Here is a 25344-nt window from a genome sequence, read left to right as displayed (position 1 = left end):
CGGTTCAACCGAGATTGTCAGAGCCACTGCCAGAGGAGCTTTTTGGGTCCTGGCGAAGCAATCCCCAGCAGGCGGTGTAGCCATGCAGATGCGTCGTCCCGCCGACGGGTCCGATCTCACCGTTACAGAACGCTCCCGCCACAGGAAGGTCAGGCATCAGTTGGCGGGCCAGGCTGATGTCGCCATCGGCACGACCGAAGAGCCCCTTGCCCCGTCCCAGGCAGGCCATGAGCAGTCCGAAATGGACCGTGTCGCCTGAATCAGCCGTCGCTGCTTTGAGCAGGGCAAGGGCTTCGTCCTGGGAGGCGGCGGCTTCGCGCAGGTGAAATTGCACGTTTTGGCCGGCACGCACCCGCTCAGCTACGGCCACGGCGCCATTGTTGGGATCGACTCCGATCAGGTTGCGGATCAGGAAGGCACTCGCTTCTGATGCTGCTCCGTTGGCGTTCAGCCGCAGGCTGCTGCGTTCGACGCCGAGAAACAATGAGTGACGCACCAGCTCGCGCTCTTGTTCGCTGAGGTCGGCCAGAACCCGTTGCAGACAATTGATGGGGCTGGCCTTGGTGCCGCCATCACTCAGTTCCAGCAACACGTTGCGCTGCACCTGCTCGATTGAGAAGACCGGGCCGATGGGGCGACAGCCCTGTGCCACCACCGTTTCGAGTCGCCAGCTCCCCCCGATGGAACAGACCACCGCGCCGGTGACGACGTTGTCATCCAGCAGCAGCGATCCGTGCCGACTGTTGTGGGGTGCTGCGATGCCCCCAATCTTCTCTGCACCCGGATAGGCGTAGTCCAGCCCGCTGATGAGGTCATTGATTCCACTGCTGGTGGGGTCGATCAGCAGGATTTGGCTGCGAGCAGCCTCGGGGGTGAGGCCCACCCAGTCTTGCCATTGCTGGGCGGCTCCATCCAGATCAGGCAGCTCCTCTGTGCTCAGGTGTTGGGTGGCGATCGAGGCCCCCGGCAGGGAGAGCACCGTCACGCTCAATGCAGGCGTCTGCTCCAGCTCCGAGGCGGTGCCGTCGCCGCGGGTGCCCACCACGCCTCCCCCGGTGCATCCGATCCAATGCTTCGCGCTGATCTGGGCGCGAAGCATTGGCAGCAGCCGCGGCAGGTCGGTGGCGTAACCCGTTGAGGTGAAGACGAGGGCGAGATCGGCTTCGCCCCTGGATCGGCCCAGTTGCTCGACCACATCCCGAACGGCTTCGTCCAGGGACGCTTTCGCGGAAAGTCCTGTCCGGCACCTGGCTTCAGCGCCCCCGGAGCGGAACCAGCTGAACGGTGCGAACGGTGCCATGAAGCGGACCCTATCAACCCTGGAGGTCAGCTCGGGACGTTGATAATGGCGGCACTGTGACAGTCCCCAGTGAACGAGCTCACGTACCGCGCTCTGGTGTGGCTGACCTATCGCTTGGCCGCCACCTTTGCCGTTGGTGTGCCTTTGGTCCTATTGATCTGGTCGGCGTGGCGTCGCGAGCCGTTGGTGCTGCGGCTGCTCGGCATCTACTGGAAGGTGGCCAGCCTGATGGCGATCAGCCTGCTGCTGCTGATGGACCAGCGCCCCCTGGGCTACGCCATGGCGGTTGTCGCACCGGTGTTGATGGTGATCAGCCTGTGGTTCTGGGTCGACATCAATGAAGAGCTGGCCGACCAGCCGTCCTGGCGTCCGCTGCCCCTGGCGGTGAAGGTTTGGCGTTGGTCGTTCAGTGGTTTTGGTCTCCTCAGCCTGGGCATGAGCCTTACGGGTTTGGGCTGCATGCAAAAGCTGGAGGCCTCGGCCTGCCTCACCTGGCTGGAGGCCCCTCAGGGCATCCATGGCCTGGCGGCAACAGTGTTCAATTTTCTCTTCGGTGGTCTGTGGACCGAAGCCGTTGCCGCCTTTGTGGGTTACGTCGCCCTGGTGGCTTATCTGGCCGGCCTGCTGCAGTGGCTGTTGGTGCGTCTGCCCCGTTACGGACGCGTGGCCGGCGATTTCTGATGAACGATCAGGTGGTGGTTCAGGCACTGGAGGAGCGAACGCGTGTTCAGCCCCAGCGGGTTGTTCGTCTGCGGGGGCAGGTGGGTGATGTGCCGTTTGAACTGCTGATCTTCCGTGGGTTCAGCAGCAGTACTACCCATCCAACCGCCTTTGACCCCGATGCCTCTGTTCTCCCGGAGGGAACGACTCTGGATCAGGCTGAGCTGCTGCAGGGGCCCTTGTCGCCCACCCAGGAGGTTGTGCTGGCTGGACCGATGCCGCCGAACGACCTCCTGGTTCAGGCCAACTGGTGAGTCCGGCGTTCCAGAACGCCAACACAGCGTCCGCAGATGTGGGGATGCTCAGGGTTCTGACCCACATCCCCCTCGTAGTGCCAACAGCGCTCGCATTTGGTTCCCCGCGCTCGGCTCACCTCGATCGATGCGAGCTCGTCGTCCTGGCTGGCCAGCAATTCGGCCCAAGGCTCGCCGCCAATCTGTAGTTGTGAGACCAGCAGCCAGTCCCGCAGCCCGTCCACTTCGGCATTCCCCGTCTCACTCAGCCAGGAGAGAGCGGCCTGGAGTTCCGGACGACGGGCGTCAATCCGCACGGCTGCCTCAAGCGATGCACCAAGTTCCTGACGGCCGCGGCAGTCTTCCAGCACTTTGTTGACGGCGGCGCGGAGCTCCCGCAGCTCTTGAACCGGAGCGCTCAGAGCAGCATCACGCCACTCGGTTGGAACCGTCGGCCAGCCGCGGTGGAAGACCGAGGTCTCCTCCACGGGGTAGGGGAGGTTCTGCCAGATGTCTTCGGCCATGTGGCACAACACCGGAGCGATCAGTCCGGCCAGGCGTTCGATGATCAGGGCCATCACGGTCTGGCAGCTGCGCCGGCGCTGGTCCTTGGGGGCGCTCACATAGAGCCTGTCCTTGGCGATGTCGAGGTAGAAGTTCGACAGATCGGTGACGCAGAAATTCTGTAGCAGCTGGAAGAAGCGGAAGAACTCGAAGCTTTCGAAGGCTTCTGTGATGTCGTCCATCACCTCGGCCGTGCGCTGCAGCATCCAGCGGTCCAGCAATGGCAGTTCGGCAATGGGGATCGCGTCGGTTGCCGGATTGAAGTCGTGCAGGTTGCCCAGCAAATAGCGGCTGGTGTTGCGCACCTTGCGGTACACATCAGCCAGCTGGCGCAGAATCCCTGCCCCGATCGGCACATCGGCGGAGTAATCCACCGAGCTCACCCAGAGCCGCAGCACATCAGCGCCGTAGGGCGGTTCCTGTTTCTGGTTCTTGCCCCCCTCGATGATCACCATTGGGTCGACCACATTGCCGAGGGATTTGCTCATCTTTCGGCCCTTCTCGTCCAAGGCGAAGCCATGGGTGAGCACCCGCTTGTAGGGGGCGTGGCCATTCACGGCGACCGAGGTGAGCAGTGAACTCTGGAACCAGCCGCGGTGCTGGTCGGACCCTTCCAGGTACAGGTCGGCGGGATAGCTCAGGTTGTTGCGCTGACTAGCGACGGCAGCCCAGCTTGAGCCGGAGTCGAACCACACATCCATGGTGTCGGTGCCCTTGCGCCACTGGTCGGCCTGGTCGGCGTAGGCGGGTGGCAGCAGATCCGCTTCGTCTTTCTCCCACCAGACGTCGGCACCGTGCTCGGCGATCAAGGCTTGGATGTGATCCAGGGTGTCGGCGTTCAGCAGCACCTCGCCGTTGCTGCGGTGATAAAAGACGGGGATCGGCACCCCCCAGGTGCGCTGACGGGAGATGCACCAGTCGCCCCGCTCCTTGACCATCGATTCGATCCGGTTGCGACCGGAGGCAGGGGTCCACTCCACTGCGGCGATCGCATCAAGGGCCTGTTGACGGAACCCTTCCACGGAGGCGAACCACTGTTCAGTGGCCCGGAAGATGGTGGGTTTCTTGGTGCGCCAGTCGTAGGGGTAGCGGTGGCCATAGGCCTCTTGCTTGAGCAGGGCCCCGGCGGACTCCAGCGCCTCGATGATCTTGGGGTTGGCATCCTTGAGTACGTTCAGGCCCGCGAACGGCCCGGCTTCGTCGGTGAGGTTGCCGGCTTCGTCCACAGGGCAGAGCACCGGCAGGCCGTTCTTCTGCCCGGTGTGGAAGTCGTCGACGCCGTGACCAGGCGCGGTGTGCACGAGGCCTGTGCCCGATTCGGTGGTGATGTAATCGCCCCCGATCACCACAGGACTGGTGCGGTCAAGGAGCGGGTGGCGGTATGTCAGACCGGCGAGCAGGGCGCCTTTCACCGTGGCGCGCCGGCTCAGCCGGAGCCCCAGGGTGGCGCTCAGCGTCTCGATCAGATCGGCGGCCACCAGCAGCAGTCGGCCTTCGCCGTCGTCGGCGAGGGCGTAGTCGAGCCGTTCATTGACCGATACCGCCAGGTTGGCTGGCAATGTCCAGGGGGTGGTTGTCCAGATCGCCACCTGCAGGGCTTGCCCCAGGGCATCCGTCTCGGTGGGCAGGTCCAGGCCTTCTGCCCTGAGGGCATCCTGCAGCGCTGCCGGCAGCTCCACGGCTGGGAAGGCGGCGTAGACGCTGGGACTGGTGTGGCCGTCGGGATACTCCAGTTCGGCTTCGGCCAAAGCTGTGCGTGAGCTCGGGCTCCAGTGCACCGGTTTCAGACCCCGGTAGATGTGCCCCTTGAGCACCATTTCGCCAAACACCCGAATTTGAGCCGATTCGTACTCCTTTTGCAGGGTCAGATAGGGCTGCTCCCAGTCCGCCCAGATGCCCCAGCGCTGAAAGCCTTTCATCTGGCCATCCACCTGTTTGCGGGCGTAGGCGGCAGCTTTTTTACGCAGCTTGATTGGTGTCAGCGCCTTGCGCTGCTCCTGATCCATCGACTGCAGCACCTTGAGCTCGATCGGCAGGCCGTGGCAGTCCCAGCCCGGCACGTAGCGCACCCGCCGCCCGTTCAATACCTGATATTTGTTGATGACGTCCTTCAACACCTTGTTGAGGGCATGCCCCATGTGCAGAGCGCCGTTGGCATAGGGCGGGCCGTCATGGAGAGTGAAGGTTGGGCCGCTGTTGTTCAGGCCCAGCTCGCCGTCGATGCCATGGTTCTTCCAGAAGGCCTGCAGTTCAGGTTCCCGTTGGACGGCATTGGCGCGCATGCCAAATCCCGTCTGCAGAAGGTTGAGCGTGGGTTTATAGGAGGGACGTTCCTCAGCGGCGGCGTCGCGCGTCTCCTTGCTCACGGGGTCCCTGCTCTGGCCTCGGGATTATCAGTCTTCGCCCTCTGGAGATGTGACCTCATCTGCTTCGGCTGATGCGGCGTCGCTTTCGTCAGTGGTTTCAGGGGACTCGGGACGCACCCATTTTTTGCCCGTAACCCCTGATTTTCCGGCCGGTTTGAGTTGTTTGGCGATGCCGCCAATGCCCTCGCCCACCCGGCCTGTGGTGATCAAAAGTTGTTGAAGGCTTGTGCGCCAATGATCGAGTGAGGTGAACCGCTGTTGCTCGGTTTCGCTGAGGCTGTTCCAGCGGGCCTGTCCGACCTCGGAGCCCAAGCGTGCGATCAACAGGCCGGCGCAGAGAACAGCAAGCATCGGCGCTCCCCGCAGCCGGTCCGTGCTGGTAACCAAAACGAGACCCAGCAGCAACACCACCGCGCCCCAGACGCCATCGCGGGGGCGGCTGAGTTCAACGGCTAAAAGGGGAAGCAGCAGGAGTGCCAGGCCGAGCAGGAGGCACAGATCGCCGCTGAGGGTCGCAAGCATCCGTGGTGTGGCGGTCTGCTTCCATTCTGGTGCGATCTCTAAAGTCAGGGTGTTGCCCACCTGGCGGAATTGGTAGACGCGCTGGTTTTAGGTACCAGTGGCTTTGGTCGTGGGGGTTCAAGTCCCCCGGTGGGCATTCCTTTCTCTACCGTGGTTCGGGATCTATACAGACTTGTTGCCTGACCTCCGGATGCACCAGAGCACTGCTCAACAAAAGCAGCCTCGTCCGGTTGGAGTGGGCTACCGATCGGTTCCGCGCGAATTCGTTGATCCACCGGCCGTCTGGAACCCCACTGTTGGGCTCTTTCTTGGCGGTTATGCCCTGGCGGCTCTGACCATCTGGGGCTGGTTTGTGGCGGCTTTGCCCCTGCCGTTGCTGCTGTGCACGGGCTTTTTGGCGCTGCACCTAGAAGGGACGGTGATTCATGACGCCTGCCACAACGCGGCCCATCCAAATCGATGGATCAATCAGGCCATGGGCCATGGCTCGGCGCTGTTGCTCGGGTTCAGCTTTCCCGTCTTCACGCGGGTGCATCTTGAGCATCACGCCCATGTCAATGACCCGAAGAACGATCCGGATCACATCGTCAGCACGTTCGGGCCGCTCTGGCTGATCGCTCCGAGATTTTTCTATCACGAGTGGTTTTTCTTTCAGCGTCGTCTCTGGCGCCGCTGGGAGTTGATGCAGTGGGGGCTGGAGCGCAGCATTTTTTTGGTGATCGTTCTGGCGGCGGCACGCTTTGACTTTCTGCCGTTCATCTTCAACTGCTGGTTTGCGCCTGCCTTGATGGTCGGCGTGACGCTGGGTTTGTTCTTCGACTACCTCCCGCATCGGCCGTTCACCTCTCGCAACCGCTGGACGAACGCCCGCATCTACCCCGGCAGGCTGATGAATTGGCTGATCATGGGGCAGAACTATCACCTGGTTCATCACCTCTGGCCATCCATTCCCTGGTTCGAATACAAACCGGCCTACGAGGCCACCAAGCCTCTGCTCGATTCCAAGGGATCACCCCAACGGTTGGGCATTTTTGAAACCCGCCGGGATGGGTACAACTTCCTCTACGACATCCTTGTGGGAGTGCGCAGCCACAAGCGCCGTAGCGGAAAGATGAGGCGAGCAGCCCGTTTCATGCCGGGACGGGGTCTGCGCCGCCACTGGCTTGGTTTCGTTGACCGCATCGCGATCAAAACCGAGCCCAAGCGTTGGGTGTCCCGCTGAGTCGCGTTCAGTCGGCCAGGATTTTCGGAACCCGGAAGAAGTCACCCTCCCTTTGCGGTGCCTGGTTGAGGATGTCCTCCCGAACGGGGGTCGGTTGCACTCCATCGGCCCGGGTGACGTTGGTCACCTCCACAGCTCGGGTGGTTTCTGGAACGCCTTCGGTGTCCACCTGCTGGAGCTGACTTACGTATTCGAGGATGGACTCGAGCTGACCGGTGTAGGTCGCGATCTTGTCCTCGGGTAGATCAAGACGGGCGAGATGGGCCACCTTGCGGACGTCGTCGCTGGAAATCTGGCTCATGACTCGCCGAGGAACGTGCGCAGATCCTCGCTCAACGCGGTGGCGGCTGTCTCCAGCAAGTCGTCACCGTGCTGGGCGGTGGCCAAGGAGGGGTGGGATCCCATGCGTCCATCGGGGTGACGGCGACGGAAGTCGTCAGGTCCATGAATGGGGCCTGCCGGAGCGGGGTCGGGCAGCGGTCGCTGCTTGGTCTGCAGGCTCGGCTCCACGGCGAGGGTGACAGCGATTTCGCTGGGGGTGGCGTGATGACCTTCTTTGTCGCCGTACAGCTCGCGCGCCTGGCGCATCACGGGGCCGGCCATGAACCAGTTGGCCAGCCGACAACGCAGCTGCGGGGCAACGGGGAGATTGCGGGTGGTGGCGGTGCCGTGGGCCTGTGCAAAGGCGGCTTTGGCCGTCGCAATGTTGCCGCCGTGGCCATTGATCACGAATACCCGTTCGAAGCCATGCCGGCCCAGGGACAACACCAGGTCGTGCAGAACGGCCAAAAGCGTTGCCGGCTGCAGGCTCATCGTTCCCGCGAAACCAAGGTGGTGTTCCGCCATGCCGAAGGCCTGGGCTGGGGTGACCAAAACGCCGGTGCGACGTCCCACTTCAAGGGCCACCGCTTCGGCGGTGAGGGCGTCGGTGCCGATGGCGCCCGTGGGGCCGTGCTGTTCGGTGGATCCCAGGGGAATGATCACCCCCTTGCAGCCTTGGAGGTAGCTCTCCACCTCAGGCCAACTGCGCAGGGCGAGGCGAATGGCTTCCGTGCTGTCGACAGGGCCGGGAGTTGCAGCGGTCATTCAGGCTGAACCAATGCCCTGATGATCGCTCAACTCCAGCCGATCAGTGGGCGGTGCCGTTGCCGTCGTACTGATCGGTGTTGTAGTAGCCGCCGCGGGTTCCGAAGAACAGGCAGGCCAAGGGGAACAGCACAACGCTCGCGAGAAGCACTGTGCCGAGGTTGAAGCTGGAGGTGGCTGCGTCCATCACCGGGCCTGAACTGAGCTCAGCTTGGCGTGGATGCACCGCTAATGCATCGGTGATGTGGGTTCTGTTGTGAGTTCCCGTCCTTCTCCGGGAATCTCCAGCCACTCCCTCAGCCATCCGGTGAGCCAGATGAAGGGAAGTGTGTCGGTCAGCGCTGCCAGCACTTTGAACAGGTAGCCGCTGCCGATGAAGCTGAGCAGCTGCGGCAGCACGGACCGTTCCGGCTGTACAGGAAGCACATGGGCGCCGTAATGGCTGATCAGCACCACTGCACTGGTGTCCACCAGCTGGCTCACCAGGGTGGAGCCGTTGTTGCGCAGCCAGAGGGCTTTGCCTTTGGTGAGCCGTTTCCAGAAATGAAACAGCCGCACATCCACGAATTGCGCTGAGAGATAAGCCACCATCGAGGCGCCAATCGAACCGAAGCTGAGCTGCTGAATCGTGCGAAAGGTGCTGTCGTCACTGCCGTCCATGACGGGCAGCACGCCCCCAAGCCAAAGGATCAGCAGCACCCAGCCGTTGAGCAGCAGCCCGACCCACACCACTTGATTGGCTTTCTGTTCTCCCCAGATCTCGCTGATCAGGTCAGTGCAGAGGAACGTGATCGGATAGGGCAGTGCGCCGACAGCCACAACGATCGGCCAGCCGCCAATGCTGCCCAGTTGAAGGAAGCGCGTCAGGCCCAGGATATTGAGCATGCCCAGGGTCCCGAGGAAGAGGCCCGCCAGCACCAGAAACACCCCATCACGCCGTGCCTGGAGGTTGCTGTCCACAGCCTGCAAAGTTCAAGCTGGAACAAGCGTGGCCGCCAGCCGGCAGCCTGTCATCGATTTCGTCTCGCTTCCGCTCAATTTTTTTGCCCGTCCGGCTCAGATCGTGGGTCCTGATCTGGTGGGCTGCAGGTTGGTGAAACGCCAAGACAACGGCAGCCTGCTCTGGGGCGTGATCGTTGAAACCGAGGCCTATTCCCAGGACGACCCTGCTTGTCATGGTTACCGCCGCCGTTCACCGCAAAACGAAACCCTGTTCGGTGAGCCAGGGCGGTTCTATGTGTATGTCAGCTATGGCATCCACCACTGCGTGAACGTGGTCACCGATCGGGGCGACTGGGCCAATGGTGTGTTGCTGCGTGCCGTTGCTCTGCCCGATGAACCCGAGAGGGTTGGGGCAGGGCCCGGCTTGCTGGCACGTCGTTTCGGGCTTGATCGACGTGATGACAGCCGTCCGGTGACGGGCGAACATGAGGTGTGGATGGCCCCAAGGTCAGACACGTTTGCCAGCCAGGATCTTGTGACAACCACGCGGATTGGCATCACCCAGGGCGCTGCAACCCCATGGCGCTGGTATCTGCGGAGCAGTCGCAGTGTCAGCAGGCGAGCTCGGGGTGATCGCATGCCGCCCAGGGCACAGTGCTGGTCGCCATCGCAGGAGCCGTCGTCATGAGTGGCTGGCCGCATCGTCACGTTCTTGATCTCGCGTCGTTTGCGCGAGAAGACTTTGCGGCGGTGCTTGAGCTGGCTCAGCGGTTTCGTTCGCTTCCGATCACCGGTGCCCGGAAACTTCCCGCCTTGCAGGGACGTTTGGTGGCAACGCTGTTCTTTGAACCCAGCACCCGAACCCGCAGCAGTTTTGAGTTGGCGGCCAAGCGTCTGTCCGCAGACGTGATGAGCTTTTCACCCTCCAGCAGCTCGCTCAGCAAAGGGGAAAGCGTTCTCGACACGGCGCGCACCTACGTGGCCATGGGGGCCGACGTGTTGGTGGTGCGCCACCGTTCCACTGGTGTGCCACAGCAGCTGGCGCTGGACCTGCAGCAGATGGGTGAGCGCACCGTGGTGCTCAATGGGGGCGATGGACTTCATAGCCATCCCAGTCAGGGACTGCTGGACCTGCTCACGCTTGCCCGCTTTTTCTCTCCTCAGCACCCCATGCCGGAGGCCCTGCAAGGACGCCGGATTGTGATTGTTGGAGACATCCTTCACTCGCGGGTGGCCCGTTCGAATCTCTGGGCCTTAACGGCCTGTGGAGCGGATGTGGTGTTGTGCGGTCCTCCCAGCCTGGTTCCGGAGGATTTCGCGGGCTTCGTGGATGCGCCGCCCCCAGGTCTGCTGAAGGACCCTGTCCCGCAACGGGGCAAGGTCAGCGTGGTGCGGCGCCTGGAGCATGCACTGCCGGGCGCCGATGCTGTGATGACCCTGCGGCTTCAGAAGGAACGGATGGGCCAGCAGTTGCTGACCAGTCTGGAGCGCTACCACCGCGATTTCGGATTAAGCCATGAGCGCATGAAGCTCTGCGGTGAGAACGTTCCCGTTCTGCATCCCGGCCCGGTCAATCGCGGCGTCGAATTGAGTGGGTCGCTCTTGGATGACCCGCGCGTCAGCCTGGTGGAAGAGCAGGTCAGGAATGGTGTTCCCACTCGGATGGCCTTGCTTTATTTGATGGCAGCTTCTGAATCCGCGACTGAAGCCTCCTTGGTGTCGAGCAGCTCCTGAGTTTGAGGGAGGCCACTGAGTTGATGGGCGTAGTAATCCATCGCTGCCTTGAGGGCGGCATCGGGTTCGGCGATGGAGGGACCTTTGCCGCTGGCCATCGGGAAGTGGGCATCCTCAGCATCAAGGGCCAGATGCTGGCTTGGCATGCCCGTTAGCAGAATCGAGGCCCGTTGCCGGGTCGCCAGGGCGTACAGCCATTTGATGCTCAAGGTGATCCGGTTCTCTTGGTTGGGGATCAAGGCCAGGTGAACGATGGCCCAGAGCAGCAGGCCTAGGCGTCCGGAAACTTTGAAGCCATGCAGGTCGGCGACCGCACTGGCGTGCACCACAGCCATGCTGCCGAAATCGAAGTAGCGGAAGGTGGGGCGGGAACGTCTGGCGACGATCGCAGCGATGTCCTTGCCGATGAACGTGCCGGCCTGTTTCGCGGGAGCTGCCATGCCCGGCAGCGGCTTGCCATTCACGGTGTGGCTGTAGCTGCAGAGATCACCGGCGATGCGGATCTCGGGATGGTTCGGTATCGAGAAATCGGAGTTGACAATGACCCTCCCACCGCGATCGACCTCGCAACCCGTGGCCTTGGTCAGCTTCTGACCCAAATGGGACGCCTTCACTCCAGCGGTCCAGATCACCGTTGCTGCCTGGACTCGAACGTCTCCAGTGGGCCCACCGATCACAACTTCCCCGGGTCGCATGGTTTGGACGCGACCCTGACGCATGTATTCGATGCCATCGCGCTCGAGGCCCTTGAGGGCCGCCTCCGAGAGCTCCGCTGGCATTGCTCTGAGGACCCTGTCGCCGGGGTCCACTAACACGATTCGTGTTTTCTGTGAATCCAGCTGCTTGAAGGCATTGTTTAAGGCCCACCGCATCAGCTCGGAAACAGCGCCAGCCATCTCGCAGCCGCTGGGGCCGGCACCAACGATCACAACCGTTTGCAGAAACTGGCGTGCCTCGGGGTTGGGTGTCTGCTCTGCCTGCTCCATCGCCATCAGCAGACGGCGGCGTATTTCCTCGGCGTGCTCGAGGATTTTCATCGGGGGCGCAAAGGTGCGCCAGTCTTCGTGGCCGAAATAGGTGCTCCCCGATCCTGTTGCCAGGACCAGATGGTCGTAGCTGTAGGCCTTGCCATTGAAGACGATCTGTTTGCCCTCGGGGTTCACCGTGGTGACCTCCCCCAGCAGCACCTGCACGTTCTTTTGTTTGCCCACCAGTTCGCGCAGAGGCGTGGCCACATCACTCCTTGAGACCAAACCAGTGGCCACCTGATAAAGCAGGGGCTGGAACAGGTTGAAGTTGCGCTTGTCAATCAGGGTGATGCGCACATCGGCCTTGGCCAGGGCCTTGCAGGCATGCACCCCTGCAAAGCCGCCGCCAACGATGACCACATGCGGCGCATGACGCAACCGCTCCGCTGGCGGTTCAAGCTCCAGAAAGTAATGGTTGCTTGCCATCTGCAGCCCACCAGATTCTTTCCGAAGGGTATGGATTGGATTCTTGGTTGGCTGTTTTGAACGGTTCTGCTTCAGATCAGCTTGAACCCTTCGAGAAAGAGGCCATAGAGAAAGCCGATGCGACCAAAATCCAACAGTTGTTGGGGCAACTTCAGGGATGGTTCGGAACTGCGTCGTCGCCGAATCGTGAATTCAGTGCCAAGCACCACCAGCAGGGCAGCGACGGGGTCCATCTGCGCGAGAACGCCTGAGACTGATGTGATGGCGCTACCGATCAAAAAGCCAATTAGCCCGGCAAGGGCCAGTAAGGACAATCGTCGCCAGGGATTGCGTGCCCAGTGATCCAGCCTTTCAAGTGCTGCACCAACGTTGGTTTGCAGCCGGGTGGATTGAAGCCGTCGCACGGCAAAGGTTTCAGGGGGAAGAGGCAGGGTCGAAACCAGTGATCCCCATCACCCGGCCATGCCCCTGCCATCACCTGTTTACACCACCCCTGGACAATCTGCAGGCATCAGACACTACGGATAGGAGATTTCAATAAAAAACCCGGAGCAAGCCCGGGCCAGGTGATGAGGATTGGCGAAGCAAAGCCAGAGTTATGGGCTTTGACAACGGCTTGCGCCGAAAGTTATTTGGACTCAGCTTTCGCCTTTCTGGACGCTTTGCCTTCGAGGAGCTCCAGCAGCGCTTCCATTTGTGCCATCACTCCCCGAACTTCGCCTGCTTCGGGAAGAAGGCCGTCTTCCATCACTCCCTGGTGCATCTCACGCAGCTCTTGGCGGATGTAGCGCAGGTGGCTCACGACCTGCTCGCGCTTCGATTGCGACATCGGCTACGGGGGAGTTCAATAACCCCCTTTTACCTCATGGTGGGTCAGGTGCGGCGTGATGGTGCGCGACTTATCGCACCGGCTGCAGCGAGCAACGTGAAGGTGAGCAGGGCTGATGGTCGTGCCACGGTGCTGAACACCACAAGGGCAAATAAGCCAATCAGTGGCAGGTGACGTCGCAAAATCGCAGTGGAGAATAGGGGATTCGAACCCCTGACCTCTGCGGTGCGATCGCAGCGCTCTACCAACTGAGCTAATTCCCCGGTGAGTCAACGCTAGCCGGCACGGCCTGCGTCAAACTGCAAGCAATGGCGTCTGAGGACGGCTCGATGCTCACGCAGGAACGGCTGGAGGCTTTTGACGAGGCGTCGACGGCTGAGCTCGCCCGCCGTCTCGAAGAGGACGACTACCCCTCTCCTTTCGACAGCCTTTCGGATTGGCACCTGCTTCGGGCGCTGGCCATCCACAGGCCCGAGCTGATCCTTCCTTACCACCATTTGGTGGACCAAGAACCTTTTGATGAAGACTGAGCAGGGGTCGCCACTTCGCGGGCGGCGTGTGCTGGTGGCCGTCAGCGGCAGCATTGCTGCCGTTAAGACGCCTTTGCTCGTCAGTGCGCTGATCAAGGCCGGCGCTGAGGTGCGCTGTCTTGTGACCACAAGTGGTGCTGCCTTGGTGAGCCCCGTCGCGCTTGCCAGCCTCAGTCGTCATCGCTGTTACCTCGAAGCAGACCAGTGGAACCCGGCTGCGTCGAGGCCGCTGCACATCGAGTTGGCGGAGTGGGCGGAGTTGACCATCGTCGCGCCCCTAAGTGCCAGCAGCCTGGCCCGCTGGAGCCAGGGTTCAGCGGACGGGCTGCTCGCCAGCGTTCTTTTGGCAACGGAAGCTCCGGTCATTGCGGCTCCGGCGATGAACACGGCCATGTGGCGCCACCCTGCGGTGCAACGCAACTGGCTGCAGATCCAATCCTTTCCTGGGGTGGTCCCCCTGTTGCCGGCGTCCGGTCTGTTGGCCTGCGATCGCGTCGGCGATGGGCGTATGGCCGATCCGCTGTTGATTGAGTTGGCGGCTGCGTCTGTGTTCAGCCGCGGCTTGGGCACTCTCGACGTGACCCTTGATTGGTCGGGGATGTCTGTTCTTGTTTCGGCTGGACCGACCCAAGAGTCCATTGATCCGGCCCGTTTCCTGAGCAACCGCAGCAGCGGTCGAATGGGGGTGCTGCTGGCGCAGGCGGCACGCTTCCGGGGTGCCACCGTTCATTTGGTGCATGGCCCATTGGATCTCCCCGACGCTTGGCTTGAGGGCCTGCAGTGCACTGCGGTGGAGAGTGCCGCTGAACTCGGTTCGGCTCTGGAGTTGGCTCAGCCCCGATCAGATGTGCTCGTGATGGCTGCTGCCGTCGCTGACCTGCGGAGGGATGCTGATCTTCCAGGCAAACTGGCCAAGCTGGAGCTTCAGCAGGCTCTGACCTCCGGTTGGGCCGAGGTGCCTGACCTGCTGTCGAACCTGACCCGCCAACGCCGTCCTGGACAGTTGGTTCTTGGCTTCTCAGCGCTCACAGGCAGTGACGCCCATTTGCTGGAGCGGGCTGAAAGCAAGCGGCTGTCGAAGGGCTGCGATCTGATGATGGTGAATCCCGTGGACCGTGACGGTCAGGGCTTTGGGAACCAACCCAATGGGGGCTGGTTGCTGGGAGACGGTTGGAGACTGGAGCTGCCTGTGACTGCAAAGCTCTCTCTTGCCCATCAGTTGCTTGATGCTCTGATGAAGGTTCGGGATCAGGCCGCGGCGTCGATGGAGTCCTGACCGAGCAGGTCGATGAATGTGTGCAGCTGAAGCCTGGGGATGTAGGGCCAACCGCCGTTTTTCTCCATCCCTTGCAGAAGTGTGAACAATTTCTGGCGGTTTTCAGGAAGGCTTTGGCGGAACGGACCGTCCTGAACGTCCCGATGCAGGGCTTCAAGCTCACGCAGCAGGGTGAGGAGTGCTTCTGGATTTCCCCTCAACTCCTCTGCTATCTCGCCCAGGGCGGCCAGTGCCGGAGCCATCCGGGCCTGGGTCGAATCGGGATCGTTGGATGTCACGCGCTTTCGACAAGTTGTTGAGAGCTGCAAAAGGCTAGCCCTGACGTCATTTTTCGCCCTGTAGGATCCGGATCTGACGGCATTCCGTCCCCATTAGCGTTCAGCCGATTGGCTCCTTCCATGCGCATTCGTCCTCTGCTGGCCGTCGTGCTGGCGCTCTGCCTCGCGTTCTTCACCACGGCCTGTAGTGGCGACAGTGAAGCCGTTCAGCGTGGTGGATCCAATGTCACCTACGACGACATCCACAACACCGGCAAAGCCAACGATTGCCCCACGATTGGGGACTCGGCTCGTGGCTCGATTCCTTTGACCGCCGGTGGCAGCTACGAGCTGCGTGAGATCTGCATGCACCCCGTTCAGGTTTATGCGAAGGAGGAGCCCAAGAACATCCGTCAGCAGGCTGAGTTTGTTGAGGGCAAGATCCTGACCCGTTACACCTCCAGCCTTGATTCAGTTTTTGGGGATCTGAAGGTGACGGAATCTGGATTGCAATTCCAGGAGAAAGGCGGCATCGACTTCCAGCCGATCACCGTTTTGGTGCCCGGTGGCGAGGAGTTCCCCTTCACCTTCTCCAGCAAGTCTCTCAATGCAACTGCTGATGGCTCGGCGTTGACAACCAGCACCGATTTTGAAGGCACCTATCGCACCCCCAGCTACCGCACTAGCAACTTCATCGATCCCAAGGGACGGGCTCTGACCACCGGTGTCCAGTACGCCCAAGGCCTTGTGGCACTCGGCGGTGATGACGAGCAACTCGAGAAGGACAACAACAAGCGCTACATCGATGGAGTGGGAACCATGAGTCTCTCCATCACCAAGGTGGATCCTGAAACTGGTGAATTCGCTGGTGTGTTCAGCGCTATCCAACCCTCCGACTCCGACATGGGTGGTCGTGAAGTGGTCGACATCAAGATCACTGGTGATCTTTACGGCCGCCTTGAAGAGGCCTGATCAGGCTCATCACAACAGGTTGCAAGGGGGGGCTCAGGCCCCCTTTTTTGTGGCGCATTGCAATCCTCCGGCGATCTGGGAGAATCGCCCGATCTTTCCCTGAAGTCATGACCGCCAGTGCTTCCGCTCCCGCCCAGCGATCCGGTGTGATTGCTCCCTACGGCGGAACGCTGGTCGATCTGATGGTGGCCGAGGCGGATCGTGCCGCTGTGAAAGCCACCGCGACCAAAACGATCGAGTGTTCCGATCGCAACGCCTGTGATGTGGAGCTGCTTTGCGTTGGTGGCTTCTCTCCTCTGCGTGGCTTCATGCACCAGGAGGACTACGACGCTGTGGTCAGTGGCCATCGTCTGGCTGCGGGCCAGCTGTTCGGTCTGCCGATCGTGATGGACACCGACCGCGATGACGTTGTGGTGGGTGACAAGCTGCTGCTCACTTACAAGGGCCAGGATCTGGCGGTCCTCGAGGTGGAGGACAAGTGGGAACCCAACAAAGTGGCTGAAGCCAAGGGCTGCTATGGCACCACCTCCATCGAGCACCCTGCGGTTCGGATGATCACGATGGAGCGCAAGTGCTTCTACTTGGGTGGAAGCCTCAAGGGTCTTGCTCTGCCCGAGCGGGTGTTCCCCTGCAAGACCCCGGCTGAGGTGCGTGCTGGCCTGCCCGAAGGCGAGGACGTGGTGGCGTTCCAGTGCCGCAACCCCATTCACCGCGCTCACTACGAACTGTTCACCCGTGCCCTGCATGCACAGAACGTGAGTGATAACGCCGTGGTGCTCGTCCATCCCACCTGTGGTCCCACCCAGCAGGACGACATCCCTGGTGCTGTTCGCTTCCAGACCTATGAGCGTCTGGCGGCCGAAGTGAACAACGACAGCATTCGCTGGGCCTACCTGCCCTACGCCATGCACATGGCAGGCCCGCGTGAAGCTCTCCAGCACATGATCATCCGCCGCAACTACGGATGCACCCACTTCATCATCGGCCGCGATATGGCCGGCTGCAAATCGTCTCTGACCGGTGATGACTTCTACGGCCCTTACGACGCGCAGAACTTCGCTAAGGAGTGCGCTCCCGAGCTCACGATGGAGACGGTTCCTTCCCTGAACCTCGTTTACACCCAGGAAGAGGGCTATGTGACGGCGGAGCATGCCGAAGCACGTGGCCTGCACGTGAAGAAACTCAGCGGCACTCAGTTCCGCAAGATGCTTCGCGGTGGTGAGGAGATTCCCGAATGGTTCGCCTTCAAAAGCGTGGTTGAGGTGCTCCGCGCCTCCTGAAGGCTGAGAACCGGTTTAACATTCCTTCATCTACAAGGCGACCTGTGAACAAGCGTTGGCGAAATATCGGTCTCGGGGCCCTTTTGGTCTTGGCGATCGTTGTGATTGCACCAGCGTTCATTGGTGGCGGCGGTGGTAGCCAGCCCCAGGTGAACACCATCCGCTACAGCGAGTTCGTTGAGGCGGTGAAGGATGACCAAATCAGCCGTGTGCTGATTTCTCCGGATCAGGGCACCGCTCAGGTGGTTGAAAACGACGGCCGTCGTGCCCAGGTCAACCTGGCTCCCGATCGTGAGCTGCTCGGTTTGCTGACCGAACACAGCGTCGATATCGCTGTGCAGCCCTCCCGTCAGACCCCTGGCTGGCAGCAGGCTGCCGGAAGCCTGATCTTCCCAATCCTTCTGTTGGGCGGACTGTTCTTCCTCTTCCGGCGTGCCCAAGGCGGCGGCGGCGGAAACCCCGCCATGCAGTTCGGCAAGAGCAAGGCTCGGGTTCAGATGGAGCCTTCCACTCAGGTGACTTTCACCGATGTGGCCGGCATTGAGGGAGCAAAACTTGAGTTGACCGAGGTGGTCGACTTCCTCAAGAATCCTGATCGCTTCACGGCCGTCGGTGCCAAGATCCCCAAAGGCGTTCTGCTTGTTGGACCTCCCGGCACCGGTAAAACCCTTCTGGCCAAGGCCGTGGCTGGTGAAGCAGGTGTTCCCTTCTTCTCGATCTCTGGCTCAGAATTCGTCGAGATGTTCGTTGGCGTTGGCGCCAGCCGTGTTCGTGACCTGTTCGAGCAAGCCAAGAAAAACGCTCCCTGCATCGTCTTCATCGATGAAATTGACGCCGTTGGTCGTCAGCGTGGAGCAGGCCTTGGCGGTGGTAACGACGAGCGCGAGCAAACGCTGAACCAGCTCCTGACGGAGATGGATGGTTTCGAGGGCAACACCGGCATCATCATCGTGGCGGCCACCAACCGCCCGGACGTGCTTGATGCCGCTCTGATGCGCCCAGGTCGCTTCGATCGTCAAGTCACTGTTGATCGCCCTGACTATTCCGGACGTCTACAGATTCTCGGAGTCCACGCCCGCGGCAAGACCCTCGCCAAGGACGTCGATCTCGACAAGGTTGCCCGTCGGACACCGGGTTACACCGGCGCTGATTTGGCCAACCTTCTCAACGAAGCCGCCATCCTTGCGGCCCGTCGCGAACTCACTGAAGTGAGCAACGACGAGATCAGTGATGCCATTGAACGGGTGATGGCGGGTCCTGAGAAGAAGGACCGCGTGATGAGCGAGCGTCGCGCCCGCCTGGTTGCTTATCACGAGGCTGGTCATGCCCTCGTGGGTGCTCTGATGCCGGATTACGACCCGGTTCAGAAGATCTCCATCATTCCCCGCGGTAACGCTGGCGGTCTGACCTTCTTCACCCCCAGTGAAGAGCGGATGGAATCGGGCCTTTATTCACGGGCCTACCTCCAGAACCAGATGGCCGTTGCCCTTGGTGGCCGGGTGGCTGAAGAGATTGTCTACGGCGAAGACGAGGTCACCACTGGTGCCTCCAACGACCTTCAGCAGGTTGCTTCAACGGCGCGTCAGATGATCACCCGCTTCGGAATGAGCGACGAACTGGGTCCCGTTGCTCTTGGGCGTGCGCAAGGTGGCATGTTCCTTGGACGCGACATCGCTGCGGAGCGTGACTTTTCTGAGGAAACCGCCGCGATGATCGACAAAGAGGTGTCTGAGCTGGTGGATGTTGCCTACAAGCGCGCCACCAAGGTTCTTGCCGACAACCGAGCCGTTCTGGATGAATTGGCTGAAATGCTCGTTGAGCAGGAGACTGTTGATGCTGAAGAGCTTCAGGAGCTGCTGATCAAACGTGACGTCCGGGTCGCCGAATACGTCTGATTTCGATTCGTCTTCCAACCCTTGGCTGGTGCGGCAGGAGCTCTTGGTGGCATCCCTGCAGCATCAGCCTCTTTTATTGGTGATTCGGCCTGAGCCTGACGACCTCGTGGCTTCAGGTTCGGGGTCTGGCTTGTTGGGGCAAGTGCAGCAGCTTCATGCTGCAGGACTGCGACATCTCGAGGTGGCCTGGCTTGACCAGCCAGGCTGGATGGGGTTCATGCAGCGGGTGCAGGACCATTGCCCTGAATTGAATCTGGGAGCGGCCTCGGTGACGGTCACCAAGGCGCTCAACGACCTATCTCGGCTTGACCTCAGCTATGCGATGGCGCCTTTCTGGTGCCCGGAGCTTGTGGAGCAGGCCCGAGAGCTTGGGGTCTTGCTGGTGCCTGGGGTCTTCAGCCCCACAGAGGTGCATCAAGCCATGCAGTTTGGCTGTCGTGTCGTCAAGCTGTTTCCTGCCATCAACCTTGGGCCTGGGTATTGGGGGCGCTTGCAGGCGCCCCTCGGCCCCCTGCCCTTTGTGATTGCCGCTGGAGGTCTCGAGGTGGGCGATCTCCCTGTATGGCTGGAGGCTGGGCATGGCGCTGTGGCTTTGGGCCGCAGGGTGGTGGGTTCGCCGCCTGCCTTCCAGGCACTTCTCGACTGGTTGCATCAATCGACAAGCCAGTGCTGATGCCAACGACTGGTCGACGTGCGTCCAAGATGCTACAGATGAGATAGCTATCTAACTGCGTCATGTCGCAGCTCACGATCAAGCTCAGCGACAAGGCCGATGCCCTGATCGCTCAGCTTCAGAAAGAGATTTTCAATCGCCGGCGCAAGAAGGTTTCGGCTGCAGGGGTTGTGGAGACCCTGGTGGAAAGCGGCGCGAAATCGCAGTCCGACAAGCGTTTTGCCACGTCCTGGACGAATCTGATCAAGGACATCGAGAAGGCGGCCAAGCTGTCCTATGCCCATGGCAGCAAGCCATCCACCCTCAGTGACGAGGAGTGGGCCCTGGTGTTGAGTCATCGCAGCCGCGGGGCGACCGGTCGTGCGCGCCGGACGGTGAAGAAAACGATGGCTGCCAAGAAACCAGCCTCAGCCAAGGCTCAGGCCAGCAAAAAGCCCGCTCGCCGCACCCGGACCCGCAGCGCCGCAAAGACGAAATCTGCCGCAGCGGCGTTGAGCTCCAACGCCAGTTCAGCGGTGGGTTCCGTTTGATCTGACTTGAGGGTGGTGCTCACCAAAGGCTGCATTGCCCCTGCTGCCTCAGCAGGTGATCAGCCAAAACGAGTGCCACCATCGCCTCAACCATCGGCACGGCCCGAGGCAGAACGCATGGGTCATGTCGTCCTTTCCCCGCGAGTGTGGTGGCCTTGCCATCGGAATCGATGGTCTGCTGCTCTTTGCGGATCGTGGCCGTTGGCTTGAAGGCCACCCGGATCACAATCGTCTCACCATTGCTGATCCCTCCCTGGATGCCACCCGAGTTGTTGGTGGCGGTCTTCAGCCGACCATCGTCGCTCGGCAGAAAGGCATCGTTGTGCTCGCTGCCCTTCAACAGCGTTCCATCGAAACCGGAACCAATTTCAAATCCCTTGGTGGCCGGTAACGACATCACAGCTTTGGCGAGGTCGGCTTCGAGTTTGTCGAACACCGGCATGCCCAGACCAATCGAGGGATGGCGCACCACGCATTCGATAACCCCTCCGCAGGAATCACCCTCACGGCCAATGGCTTCGATGCGCTCAATCATCCGCTCGGCGATCGCTGGCTCAGGACACCGAACGATGTTGGCCTCCACATCGTTCAGCTGAACTCGCTGCGGGTCGATGCCGGAGGCTTCGATGGTGTGGATCCGCTTCACCCAGGCCAGGATTTCAGTTCCTGCTGCTTGTTTCAGCAGCTGCTTGGCGATCGCACCTGCAGCAACACGGCCGATGGTTTCCCGCGCTGATGCACGTCCCCCACCGCTGCGTGCCTGGATTCCATATTTCGCCTGGTAAGTGGCATCGGCATGGGATGGCCGGAAGGCGACCGCCATGTCCTTGTAATCCCCGGGTCGTTGGTCCTTGTTCCGCACGACCATGGCGATCGGGGTGCCAAGCGTGGTTTCGCCATCCAGCAGGCCACTGAGAATTTCCACCTGGTCCGCTTCCTTGCGCGGGGTGGTGATGTGGCTTTGGCCTGGCTTGCGTCGATCCAGTTCGGCCTGAATCGACTCGACGCTGAGGTTGAGCCGTGGTGGACAGCCCTCAACAATCACACCCACCCCTCCCCCGTGGGATTCACCGAAGGTGCTGATCCGGAAGAGGTCGCCGAAGCTGCTGCCCATGGCCATTGATCGATGTGGTGAGGCTACGAAGCCATCGGTTCAGATCAACTCCGGATGGGGCAATTTCGGGCGTTCTGTCGTGGGTTGCTGCCGGGCCATCTCGAAATCACAGAAGTCAAACCCAGGCCCCACACAACAGCTCACTAGGGAGTAGACGCCCAGACTCCTTGCCGCCTGCCAGGCGTTGGCGGGAACCACCTTGACGGGGTTGGATGCATCCAAAGCATCACGTTGCAGCCCTGTGCCGTCGGCTTGGCACTGAAAGAGCTCCAGCGTTGCCCCATCAATGTGCGTCCAGGCTTCGTCAGCACCGATCACTCGATGCCAGCAACTGACGGCACCTGCGGGCAGCAAAAAAAGAATCGCCGTCAATGCAGAACGCTCGGCACCGTCGTGGCGTTGAACCCGGTCTGGGCTCCGATGCAACTCGCGGTACCAGCCCCCCTCCGGATGGGGCATCAAGCCGAGTTGCTCGATCAGGGTTTGTACCTGAGTCACTGCAGACCCGCACGCTGGCGCATGTCCTGCACGTGCTGCCAGATCTGAGCCACCCACAGGAAGATCCAGCTCATGCCGATCAGCCAAAACGGCTGGTCCTTGCGAAAGACGTCGAACAGCAACACCACCCTGGGCTGGCTGGAGCGATTGATGGCGGAGTGCATGAAGGTGTCGTCCCAGAGAAATCCTTCACCTTCCTGCAAGTAGTAGCTCTGCCCATCAATCGTCAGTTCGCAGGAACTGCGCCCCTCTCCAAAATTCTCCACATACAACGGCAGGTGATATCTCCACACTCCTTTGAACGGGCCTTTATGGGGCCGTAGAACCTTGCCGGGGGGGAACAGGCTCACGGCAGCGGAAACCACATCGGGGTGATGCTGCAGAAAGCTCCGCAACGAAGGGATCAGCGCCTGATTGGCGGGGTAGTTGTAGCCATAGCCCCTCAAGGGCAGCATCCCCCAGATCTTGCGATCGAATTCATACAGCGTGCGCTGTTGCTGCATGATTTCGTGGTTAGCGGGCAAGCGCCCCGAGAGGGCTACTTCCAGGGTTTCCTGGCGGATCTGCTGGTACGACTCCAACAGTTCCCGATGGGCCGGGAAGCCGACGTCCGCTGGAACGACCGCAGGGTTGTGCAGCGATTGCTCGTAGCACCAGCGTGCGACCTCACGCCAGAAGCGGTAGTGCCATGGACCCCAGCGGATCACGCGTTGGATGGGGGTGCGTTGTTTCCGCTTCGCCTTTGGGCTGCTCACGCTGTGCCGGCTCTTTTGATCGAGGAGCTTTGCATGCTGATTCCCTACTGGGGTGGGATCAAGGCTCTCAGTGTGCGCCAGCCTCGGCGCAGGGTTGTGGCCCAGTCATCGCTGCCGCGGCGGATCAGTCGTGTTGAGGGATAGAGCGGGGTTGTTTCACCCTGATCGGGCCAGTTGGTGATCGAGCCATTGTCGAGAATGACAACGCAGGGAATGCCTAAGGCCCCCGCCAGATGTGCGGTGGTGTTGCTGATGGTGAGCACTCCACGAACTCCCGCGACTTGTCTGGCAAACCCATCCAGATCGAGCATTTGGTCGATGGGTTGGGATGAGCGAATGCGTTGTCCACTCAGTTCTCGCAGTGCACGGATTCGTGCTGGTTTTTCCAGGTACTGCAGGGACTGAATTGGTTGGCGGATGGTTTGGAGCACCGATGCCCAGTCTTCTACGGGAGGCAAGCTCTTGTTCCTGGATTTGGAAAACCAGCTGATGCCGATGCCCTTGGGCTTCTCTCCAGCAAAGATGGATGCTGCCAGCGTGCGGAAGCCACTGATCAGCTGTTGTTCGTCAGAGCCAAACCAGTACGCCAGACGCTCCTGGGCCGCCATGTGCGATATCTCAGCACGGTTCGGAATCCTTGCTGGATCGCAGCAGATCACACCAGGGAAGCTCCTCTCAATGAGGGGATGAAGACGAGGATCGGTTAAGACGATCACGTGCACGATGTGTTCTTTTAGATCGCCGATAAATCTCAGGATTCGCAACTCATCCCCCAAGTCCCGTGTGTTGGGCAGAACAAGAACTCCGCTGCATGTCACATTTGGCCCTGGCCAAATCGGGAGTCGGTGAAGGGTGGTCTCTTCAGATGCTCGTGCCAGAGCCTGCCAACAATCTCTGTAGCAGCGGGCCCGTTCAAAGCGGTTGCCGATATAACGCATTTGAGACCACTTCTTCTTGTCCATGGCCCGTGCTGCTTGAGCGGCGATTACGTTTCTGAGGTCGTCGCTCATGATATTTATTAGAGAGTTTTGTTTTTGATTTTGTAGGTAATTTCAAATGCCTTGATCAAAAAAGATGCAGGTATCTCGTTGTTATTGTGCCACCAGGGTGTCGGCATTGAGGCGGAATGCATCCCAATCGCGACGTACTTGTTGCGCGTAAGGCTGGGCCAAAGAGCGAATGAAGAATTTGAATTCCCAAAGGTGGTTTTCGGCAATATCTTTCAGTTTTTTCTCCAAAGGGGAAGAGTCTTGGTTTCGGTTAAGACGGCGTGCTGCTCTGCGGTGTTTGAGGGCCAGAACTTCCCCCCACTGAGCAGCCATAAGTAGAAACTCTTTGGAGGAGAGCTTAGAGGTGTCAAAATCCCGCTTGTAGGGACAGCGTTCCCGTACAGAATAGCTTTCATTCTCAAGGCTTACCCAGCCCAAGTGATGGTCGGGGAAATCAGAGAGTGCCGTGTATGCATCAGCATGACGGACAGCGTGGCTGGCAAAATTGTCGTTGTATTCCTTGGTTTCCTCTTCGCTCAAATAGCCGTAGGCAGTTGGTTGTCCTTGGAGTTTGATATCCAGGATGAAATCATGATCTTCTGTTTGTTTGTCGATGTCCCGAACTAGGGCGTAAAATCTTCTATTCCCTAGTGAACCTGTGCCCGCTCCTAGGCGCTCAACAACATCCAGTATTTCCATGGGTTTATCTGTTTGTTCAAGCCCCATAAATTTATTCCGGCGCGCTCTATAGTTGGCTAGAGCATCGATCAGTTGTTCGCGACGTGGAATGTCTAGGGCTCGGACTTTCTCTGAATTGAGCTGAAAATGACGATCCTGTTCTCCACTAGTCCATTTCTCGAGCATTTTTCGTCGGGAGCTTTTCCCTTGCGTCTTGTTCAAGAAGCTCGCAAGCGGTTTACAAGTGTTGGCTGAGGTGAATCGTTTTTCGAATAATTTTTTGCTTTTGATTGTCTTCCTGAAATTCAACAGGTAGGAGCGAGAAAATGTGTTGAGAGCGCTATCGATTTCATCTGAATTGTTGAGATCGCGGTCCCAGCAGTCCAGTACGATGCTGACCGCAAAACGCCAAATATCATATTGATAATCAGCAACCAGAGAATCGTCAAAATCATCAAATCCGAAGCACACATTTTCGCCTTGATGCTTAAACGCTCCCATGTTGTAAACGTGTGAATCGCCTTGGAGCCACGTTCTTGACCAAGAAGAGCCTCCGAATTGATGGAGTCTCCATGATCCAGCAAAGTCCTGCCAGAATAAATGATTGGTTCCACGATAAAAGATATAGGGAGATTGGGCCATTTTCTGGTACTTTTTGAATTTTGATTCTTCGGGTAGGAAAGCATTTTGTGCTCGAATAGCTTTAATGATTTTCCCTTCCCTGTCATAGCTTTTTGATTCGCTGATCAGGTCTTTCATACTTGAGCTCTTGGCTTTTACTTTTTTACCTATAGCTGTTGCGCGGCGCATGCTTTACGGTTTTCAAAACAACAAAAAGCCCCCTCCTAGGAGGGGGCTTTCCGATTCAGTTGATCTGAATCGTTTTGGCTGTTCCAGAAGGAACAGGTTGATTCCAGATCAACCG

General features: G+C 60.1%; 29 protein-coding genes and 2 tRNA genes. 13 read left to right on the top strand and 18 right to left on the bottom strand.

Translation table 11 applies throughout. The features are described 5' to 3' along the window. Positions 1–4: 4 nt before the first annotated feature. Positions 5–1300 carry an FIST N-terminal domain-containing protein gene (locus Q3Y53_RS00155; protein ID WP_303531401.1) on the bottom strand — a complete coding sequence of 432 codons (1296 nt, stop codon included), beginning with the start codon at positions 1298–1300 and terminating at the stop codon, positions 5–7. 69 nt (positions 1301–1369) lie between these two features. On the opposite strand from Q3Y53_RS00155, the gene Q3Y53_RS00150 reads away from it, so the two are divergent. Both Q3Y53_RS00150 and Q3Y53_RS00145 read left to right on the top strand, forming a co-directional pair. Then, complete coding sequence (locus Q3Y53_RS00150; RefSeq protein ID WP_303531399.1) at positions 1370–1981, top strand: DUF3177 family protein; 612 nt, start codon at positions 1370–1372, stop codon at positions 1979–1981. Beyond that, a complete protein-coding gene (locus Q3Y53_RS00145; RefSeq protein ID WP_226424983.1) occupies positions 1981–2274 on the top strand; it encodes a hypothetical protein in 294 nt (97 codons plus the stop codon). Before Q3Y53_RS00150 ends, Q3Y53_RS00145 begins: the two co-directional genes overlap by 1 nt. On the opposite strand, the gene ileS is transcribed toward Q3Y53_RS00145, so the two are convergent. Together ileS and Q3Y53_RS00135 are read right to left on the bottom strand one after the other, a co-directional pair. Next, entirely contained in the window at positions 2259–5183 is a 2925-nt protein-coding gene (ileS, locus tag Q3Y53_RS00140; RefSeq protein ID WP_303531396.1) for an isoleucine--tRNA ligase, read from the bottom strand. The two genes, Q3Y53_RS00145 and ileS, sit on opposite strands and share 16 nt — an antisense overlap. Before the next feature lie 27 nt (positions 5184–5210). Beyond that, positions 5211–5705 carry a Ycf66 family protein gene (locus tag Q3Y53_RS00135; protein WP_303531392.1) on the bottom strand — a complete coding sequence of 165 codons (495 nt, stop codon included), beginning with the start codon at positions 5703–5705 and terminating at the stop codon, positions 5211–5213. A 54-nt stretch (positions 5706–5759) separates the two neighbouring features. Here Q3Y53_RS00135 and Q3Y53_RS00130 point away from each other — a divergent pair. Further along, positions 5760–5841: transfer RNA gene (locus Q3Y53_RS00130), tRNA-Leu, on the top strand. Positions 5842–5895: 54 nt separating this feature from the next. Then, entirely contained in the window at positions 5896–6927 is a 1032-nt protein-coding gene (gene crtR, locus Q3Y53_RS00125; protein WP_303532718.1) for a beta-carotene hydroxylase, read from the top strand. A 7-nt stretch (positions 6928–6934) separates the two neighbouring features. On the opposite strand, the gene gatC is transcribed toward crtR, so the two are convergent. Genes gatC through Q3Y53_RS00105 form a run of 4 tightly spaced genes read right to left on the bottom strand, consistent with a single transcriptional unit; the run spans position 6935 to position 8973 of the window. Continuing rightward, positions 6935–7228, bottom strand: coding sequence for an Asp-tRNA(Asn)/Glu-tRNA(Gln) amidotransferase subunit GatC (gene gatC, locus Q3Y53_RS00120; RefSeq protein ID WP_226424986.1), 294 nt, complete (start codon positions 7226–7228; stop codon positions 6935–6937). Next, positions 7225–8013 (bottom strand): creatininase family protein, encoded by a 789-nt coding sequence (locus Q3Y53_RS00115; RefSeq protein ID WP_303531389.1) that lies wholly within the window; start codon positions 8011–8013, stop codon positions 7225–7227. The genes gatC and Q3Y53_RS00115 overlap by 4 nt, the downstream gene beginning before the upstream one ends. A 43-nt stretch (positions 8014–8056) precedes the next feature. Continuing rightward, positions 8057–8200, bottom strand: coding sequence for a hypothetical protein (locus Q3Y53_RS00110; protein WP_173402180.1), 144 nt, complete (start codon positions 8198–8200; stop codon positions 8057–8059). Positions 8201–8241: 41 nt separating this feature from the next. Continuing rightward, on the bottom strand, positions 8242–8973 hold the full coding sequence (locus Q3Y53_RS00105) for a queuosine precursor transporter (RefSeq protein WP_226424988.1): 732 nt from the start codon (positions 8971–8973) through the stop codon (positions 8242–8244). A 28-nt stretch (positions 8974–9001) separates the two neighbouring features. Between Q3Y53_RS00105 and Q3Y53_RS00100 the strand changes: the two genes are divergently transcribed. Beyond that, entirely contained in the window at positions 9002–9643 is a 642-nt protein-coding gene (locus tag Q3Y53_RS00100) for a DNA-3-methyladenine glycosylase (protein ID WP_226424989.1), read from the top strand. After that, on the top strand, positions 9640–10689 hold the full coding sequence (locus Q3Y53_RS00095) for an aspartate carbamoyltransferase catalytic subunit (RefSeq protein ID WP_226424990.1): 1050 nt from the start codon (positions 9640–9642) through the stop codon (positions 10687–10689). Before Q3Y53_RS00100 ends, Q3Y53_RS00095 begins: the two co-directional genes overlap by 4 nt. Here the strand turns inward: Q3Y53_RS00095 and Q3Y53_RS00090 are convergent. The 5 genes from Q3Y53_RS00090 to Q3Y53_RS00070 form a co-directional block, all read right to left on the bottom strand. Continuing rightward, on the bottom strand, positions 10629–12143 hold the full coding sequence (locus Q3Y53_RS00090; RefSeq protein ID WP_303531381.1) for an NAD(P)/FAD-dependent oxidoreductase: 1515 nt from the start codon (positions 12141–12143) through the stop codon (positions 10629–10631). The two genes, Q3Y53_RS00095 and Q3Y53_RS00090, sit on opposite strands and share 61 nt — an antisense overlap. Before the next feature lie 71 nt (positions 12144–12214). After that, on the bottom strand, positions 12215–12547 hold the full coding sequence (locus tag Q3Y53_RS00085) for a DUF565 domain-containing protein (RefSeq protein WP_303531378.1): 333 nt from the start codon (positions 12545–12547) through the stop codon (positions 12215–12217). 224 nt (positions 12548–12771) lie between these two features. Beyond that, complete coding sequence (locus Q3Y53_RS00080; protein ID WP_011363323.1) at positions 12772–12972, bottom strand: hypothetical protein; 201 nt, start codon at positions 12970–12972, stop codon at positions 12772–12774. 44 nt (positions 12973–13016) lie between these two features. Continuing rightward, positions 13017–13154: a hypothetical protein gene (locus Q3Y53_RS00075; RefSeq protein WP_303531353.1), complete on the bottom strand. Its 138-nt coding sequence runs from the start codon at positions 13152–13154 to the stop codon at positions 13017–13019. 8 nt (positions 13155–13162) lie between these two features. Further along, a tRNA-Ala gene (locus Q3Y53_RS00070) sits at positions 13163–13235 on the bottom strand. Between the two features lie 45 nt (positions 13236–13280). On the opposite strand from Q3Y53_RS00070, the gene Q3Y53_RS00065 reads away from it, so the two are divergent. Together Q3Y53_RS00065 and coaBC are read left to right on the top strand one after the other, a co-directional pair. Further along, complete coding sequence (locus Q3Y53_RS00065) at positions 13281–13502, top strand: DUF2555 domain-containing protein (RefSeq protein WP_038551345.1); 222 nt, start codon at positions 13281–13283, stop codon at positions 13500–13502. After that, positions 13492–14778: a bifunctional phosphopantothenoylcysteine decarboxylase/phosphopantothenate--cysteine ligase CoaBC gene (coaBC, locus tag Q3Y53_RS00060; RefSeq protein WP_303531349.1), complete on the top strand. Its 1287-nt coding sequence runs from the start codon at positions 13492–13494 to the stop codon at positions 14776–14778. Before Q3Y53_RS00065 ends, coaBC begins: the two co-directional genes overlap by 11 nt. Here the strand turns inward: coaBC and Q3Y53_RS00055 are convergent. After that, positions 14751–15056 (bottom strand): hypothetical protein, encoded by a 306-nt coding sequence (locus tag Q3Y53_RS00055; RefSeq protein ID WP_303531347.1) that lies wholly within the window; start codon positions 15054–15056, stop codon positions 14751–14753. The genes coaBC and Q3Y53_RS00055 overlap by 28 nt on opposite strands. 120 nt (positions 15057–15176) lie before the next feature. On the opposite strand from Q3Y53_RS00055, the gene Q3Y53_RS00050 reads away from it, so the two are divergent. The 5 genes from Q3Y53_RS00050 to Q3Y53_RS00030 all read left to right on the top strand — a co-directional run bounded on the left by Q3Y53_RS00050 (position 15177) and on the right by Q3Y53_RS00030 (position 20385). Further along, positions 15177–16007: a photosystem II manganese-stabilizing polypeptide gene (locus Q3Y53_RS00050; protein WP_303531346.1), complete on the top strand. Its 831-nt coding sequence runs from the start codon at positions 15177–15179 to the stop codon at positions 16005–16007. A gap of 107 nt (positions 16008–16114) precedes the next feature. Continuing rightward, positions 16115–17287 carry a sulfate adenylyltransferase gene (gene sat / locus Q3Y53_RS00045; protein ID WP_303531344.1) on the top strand — a complete coding sequence of 391 codons (1173 nt, stop codon included), beginning with the start codon at positions 16115–16117 and terminating at the stop codon, positions 17285–17287. A 44-nt stretch (positions 17288–17331) separates the two neighbouring features. Further along, positions 17332–19182, top strand: coding sequence for an ATP-dependent zinc metalloprotease FtsH (gene ftsH / locus Q3Y53_RS00040; protein WP_226424998.1), 1851 nt, complete (start codon positions 17332–17334; stop codon positions 19180–19182). A gap of 28 nt (positions 19183–19210) precedes the next feature. After that, a complete protein-coding gene (locus tag Q3Y53_RS00035; protein ID WP_303531340.1) occupies positions 19211–19855 on the top strand; it encodes a bifunctional 4-hydroxy-2-oxoglutarate aldolase/2-dehydro-3-deoxy-phosphogluconate aldolase in 645 nt (214 codons plus the stop codon). Between the two features lie 62 nt (positions 19856–19917). Next, positions 19918–20385: a hypothetical protein gene (locus tag Q3Y53_RS00030; RefSeq protein WP_226425000.1), complete on the top strand. Its 468-nt coding sequence runs from the start codon at positions 19918–19920 to the stop codon at positions 20383–20385. Positions 20386–20404: 19 nt separating this feature from the next. Here Q3Y53_RS00030 and aroC read toward each other — a convergent pair whose 3' ends face one another. From aroC to Q3Y53_RS00005, 5 genes are all read right to left on the bottom strand, one after another. Next, a complete protein-coding gene (gene aroC, locus Q3Y53_RS00025) occupies positions 20405–21499 on the bottom strand; it encodes a chorismate synthase (protein ID WP_226425001.1) in 1095 nt (364 codons plus the stop codon). 39 nt (positions 21500–21538) lie between these two features. Continuing rightward, the gene (locus Q3Y53_RS00020; RefSeq protein WP_303531335.1) at positions 21539–21997 is read right to left on the bottom strand and encodes a cupin domain-containing protein; all 459 of its coding nucleotides are present in this window, start codon (positions 21995–21997) and stop codon (positions 21539–21541) included. Then, positions 21994–22752 (bottom strand): aspartyl/asparaginyl beta-hydroxylase domain-containing protein, encoded by a 759-nt coding sequence (locus Q3Y53_RS00015; protein WP_303531332.1) that lies wholly within the window; start codon positions 22750–22752, stop codon positions 21994–21996. Before Q3Y53_RS00015 ends, Q3Y53_RS00020 begins: the two co-directional genes overlap by 4 nt. Before the next feature lie 44 nt (positions 22753–22796). After that, positions 22797–23360, bottom strand: a complete 564-nt coding sequence (locus Q3Y53_RS00010) for a hypothetical protein (RefSeq protein ID WP_303531329.1) — start codon at positions 23358–23360, stop codon at positions 22797–22799. Between the two features lie 483 nt (positions 23361–23843). After that, positions 23844–25229, bottom strand: coding sequence for a DUF2252 family protein (locus Q3Y53_RS00005; protein WP_303531327.1), 1386 nt, complete (start codon positions 25227–25229; stop codon positions 23844–23846). Positions 25230–25344: the final 115 nt, after the last annotated feature.

This window comes from Synechococcus sp. YX-04-1, assembly GCF_030546365.1.
In the GTDB taxonomy this organism is placed as follows: domain Bacteria; phylum Cyanobacteriota; class Cyanobacteriia; order PCC-6307; family Cyanobiaceae; genus Parasynechococcus.
Note: the sequence above shows the minus strand (reverse complement) of the source record. Positions and strands in the feature narration are given on the sequence as shown.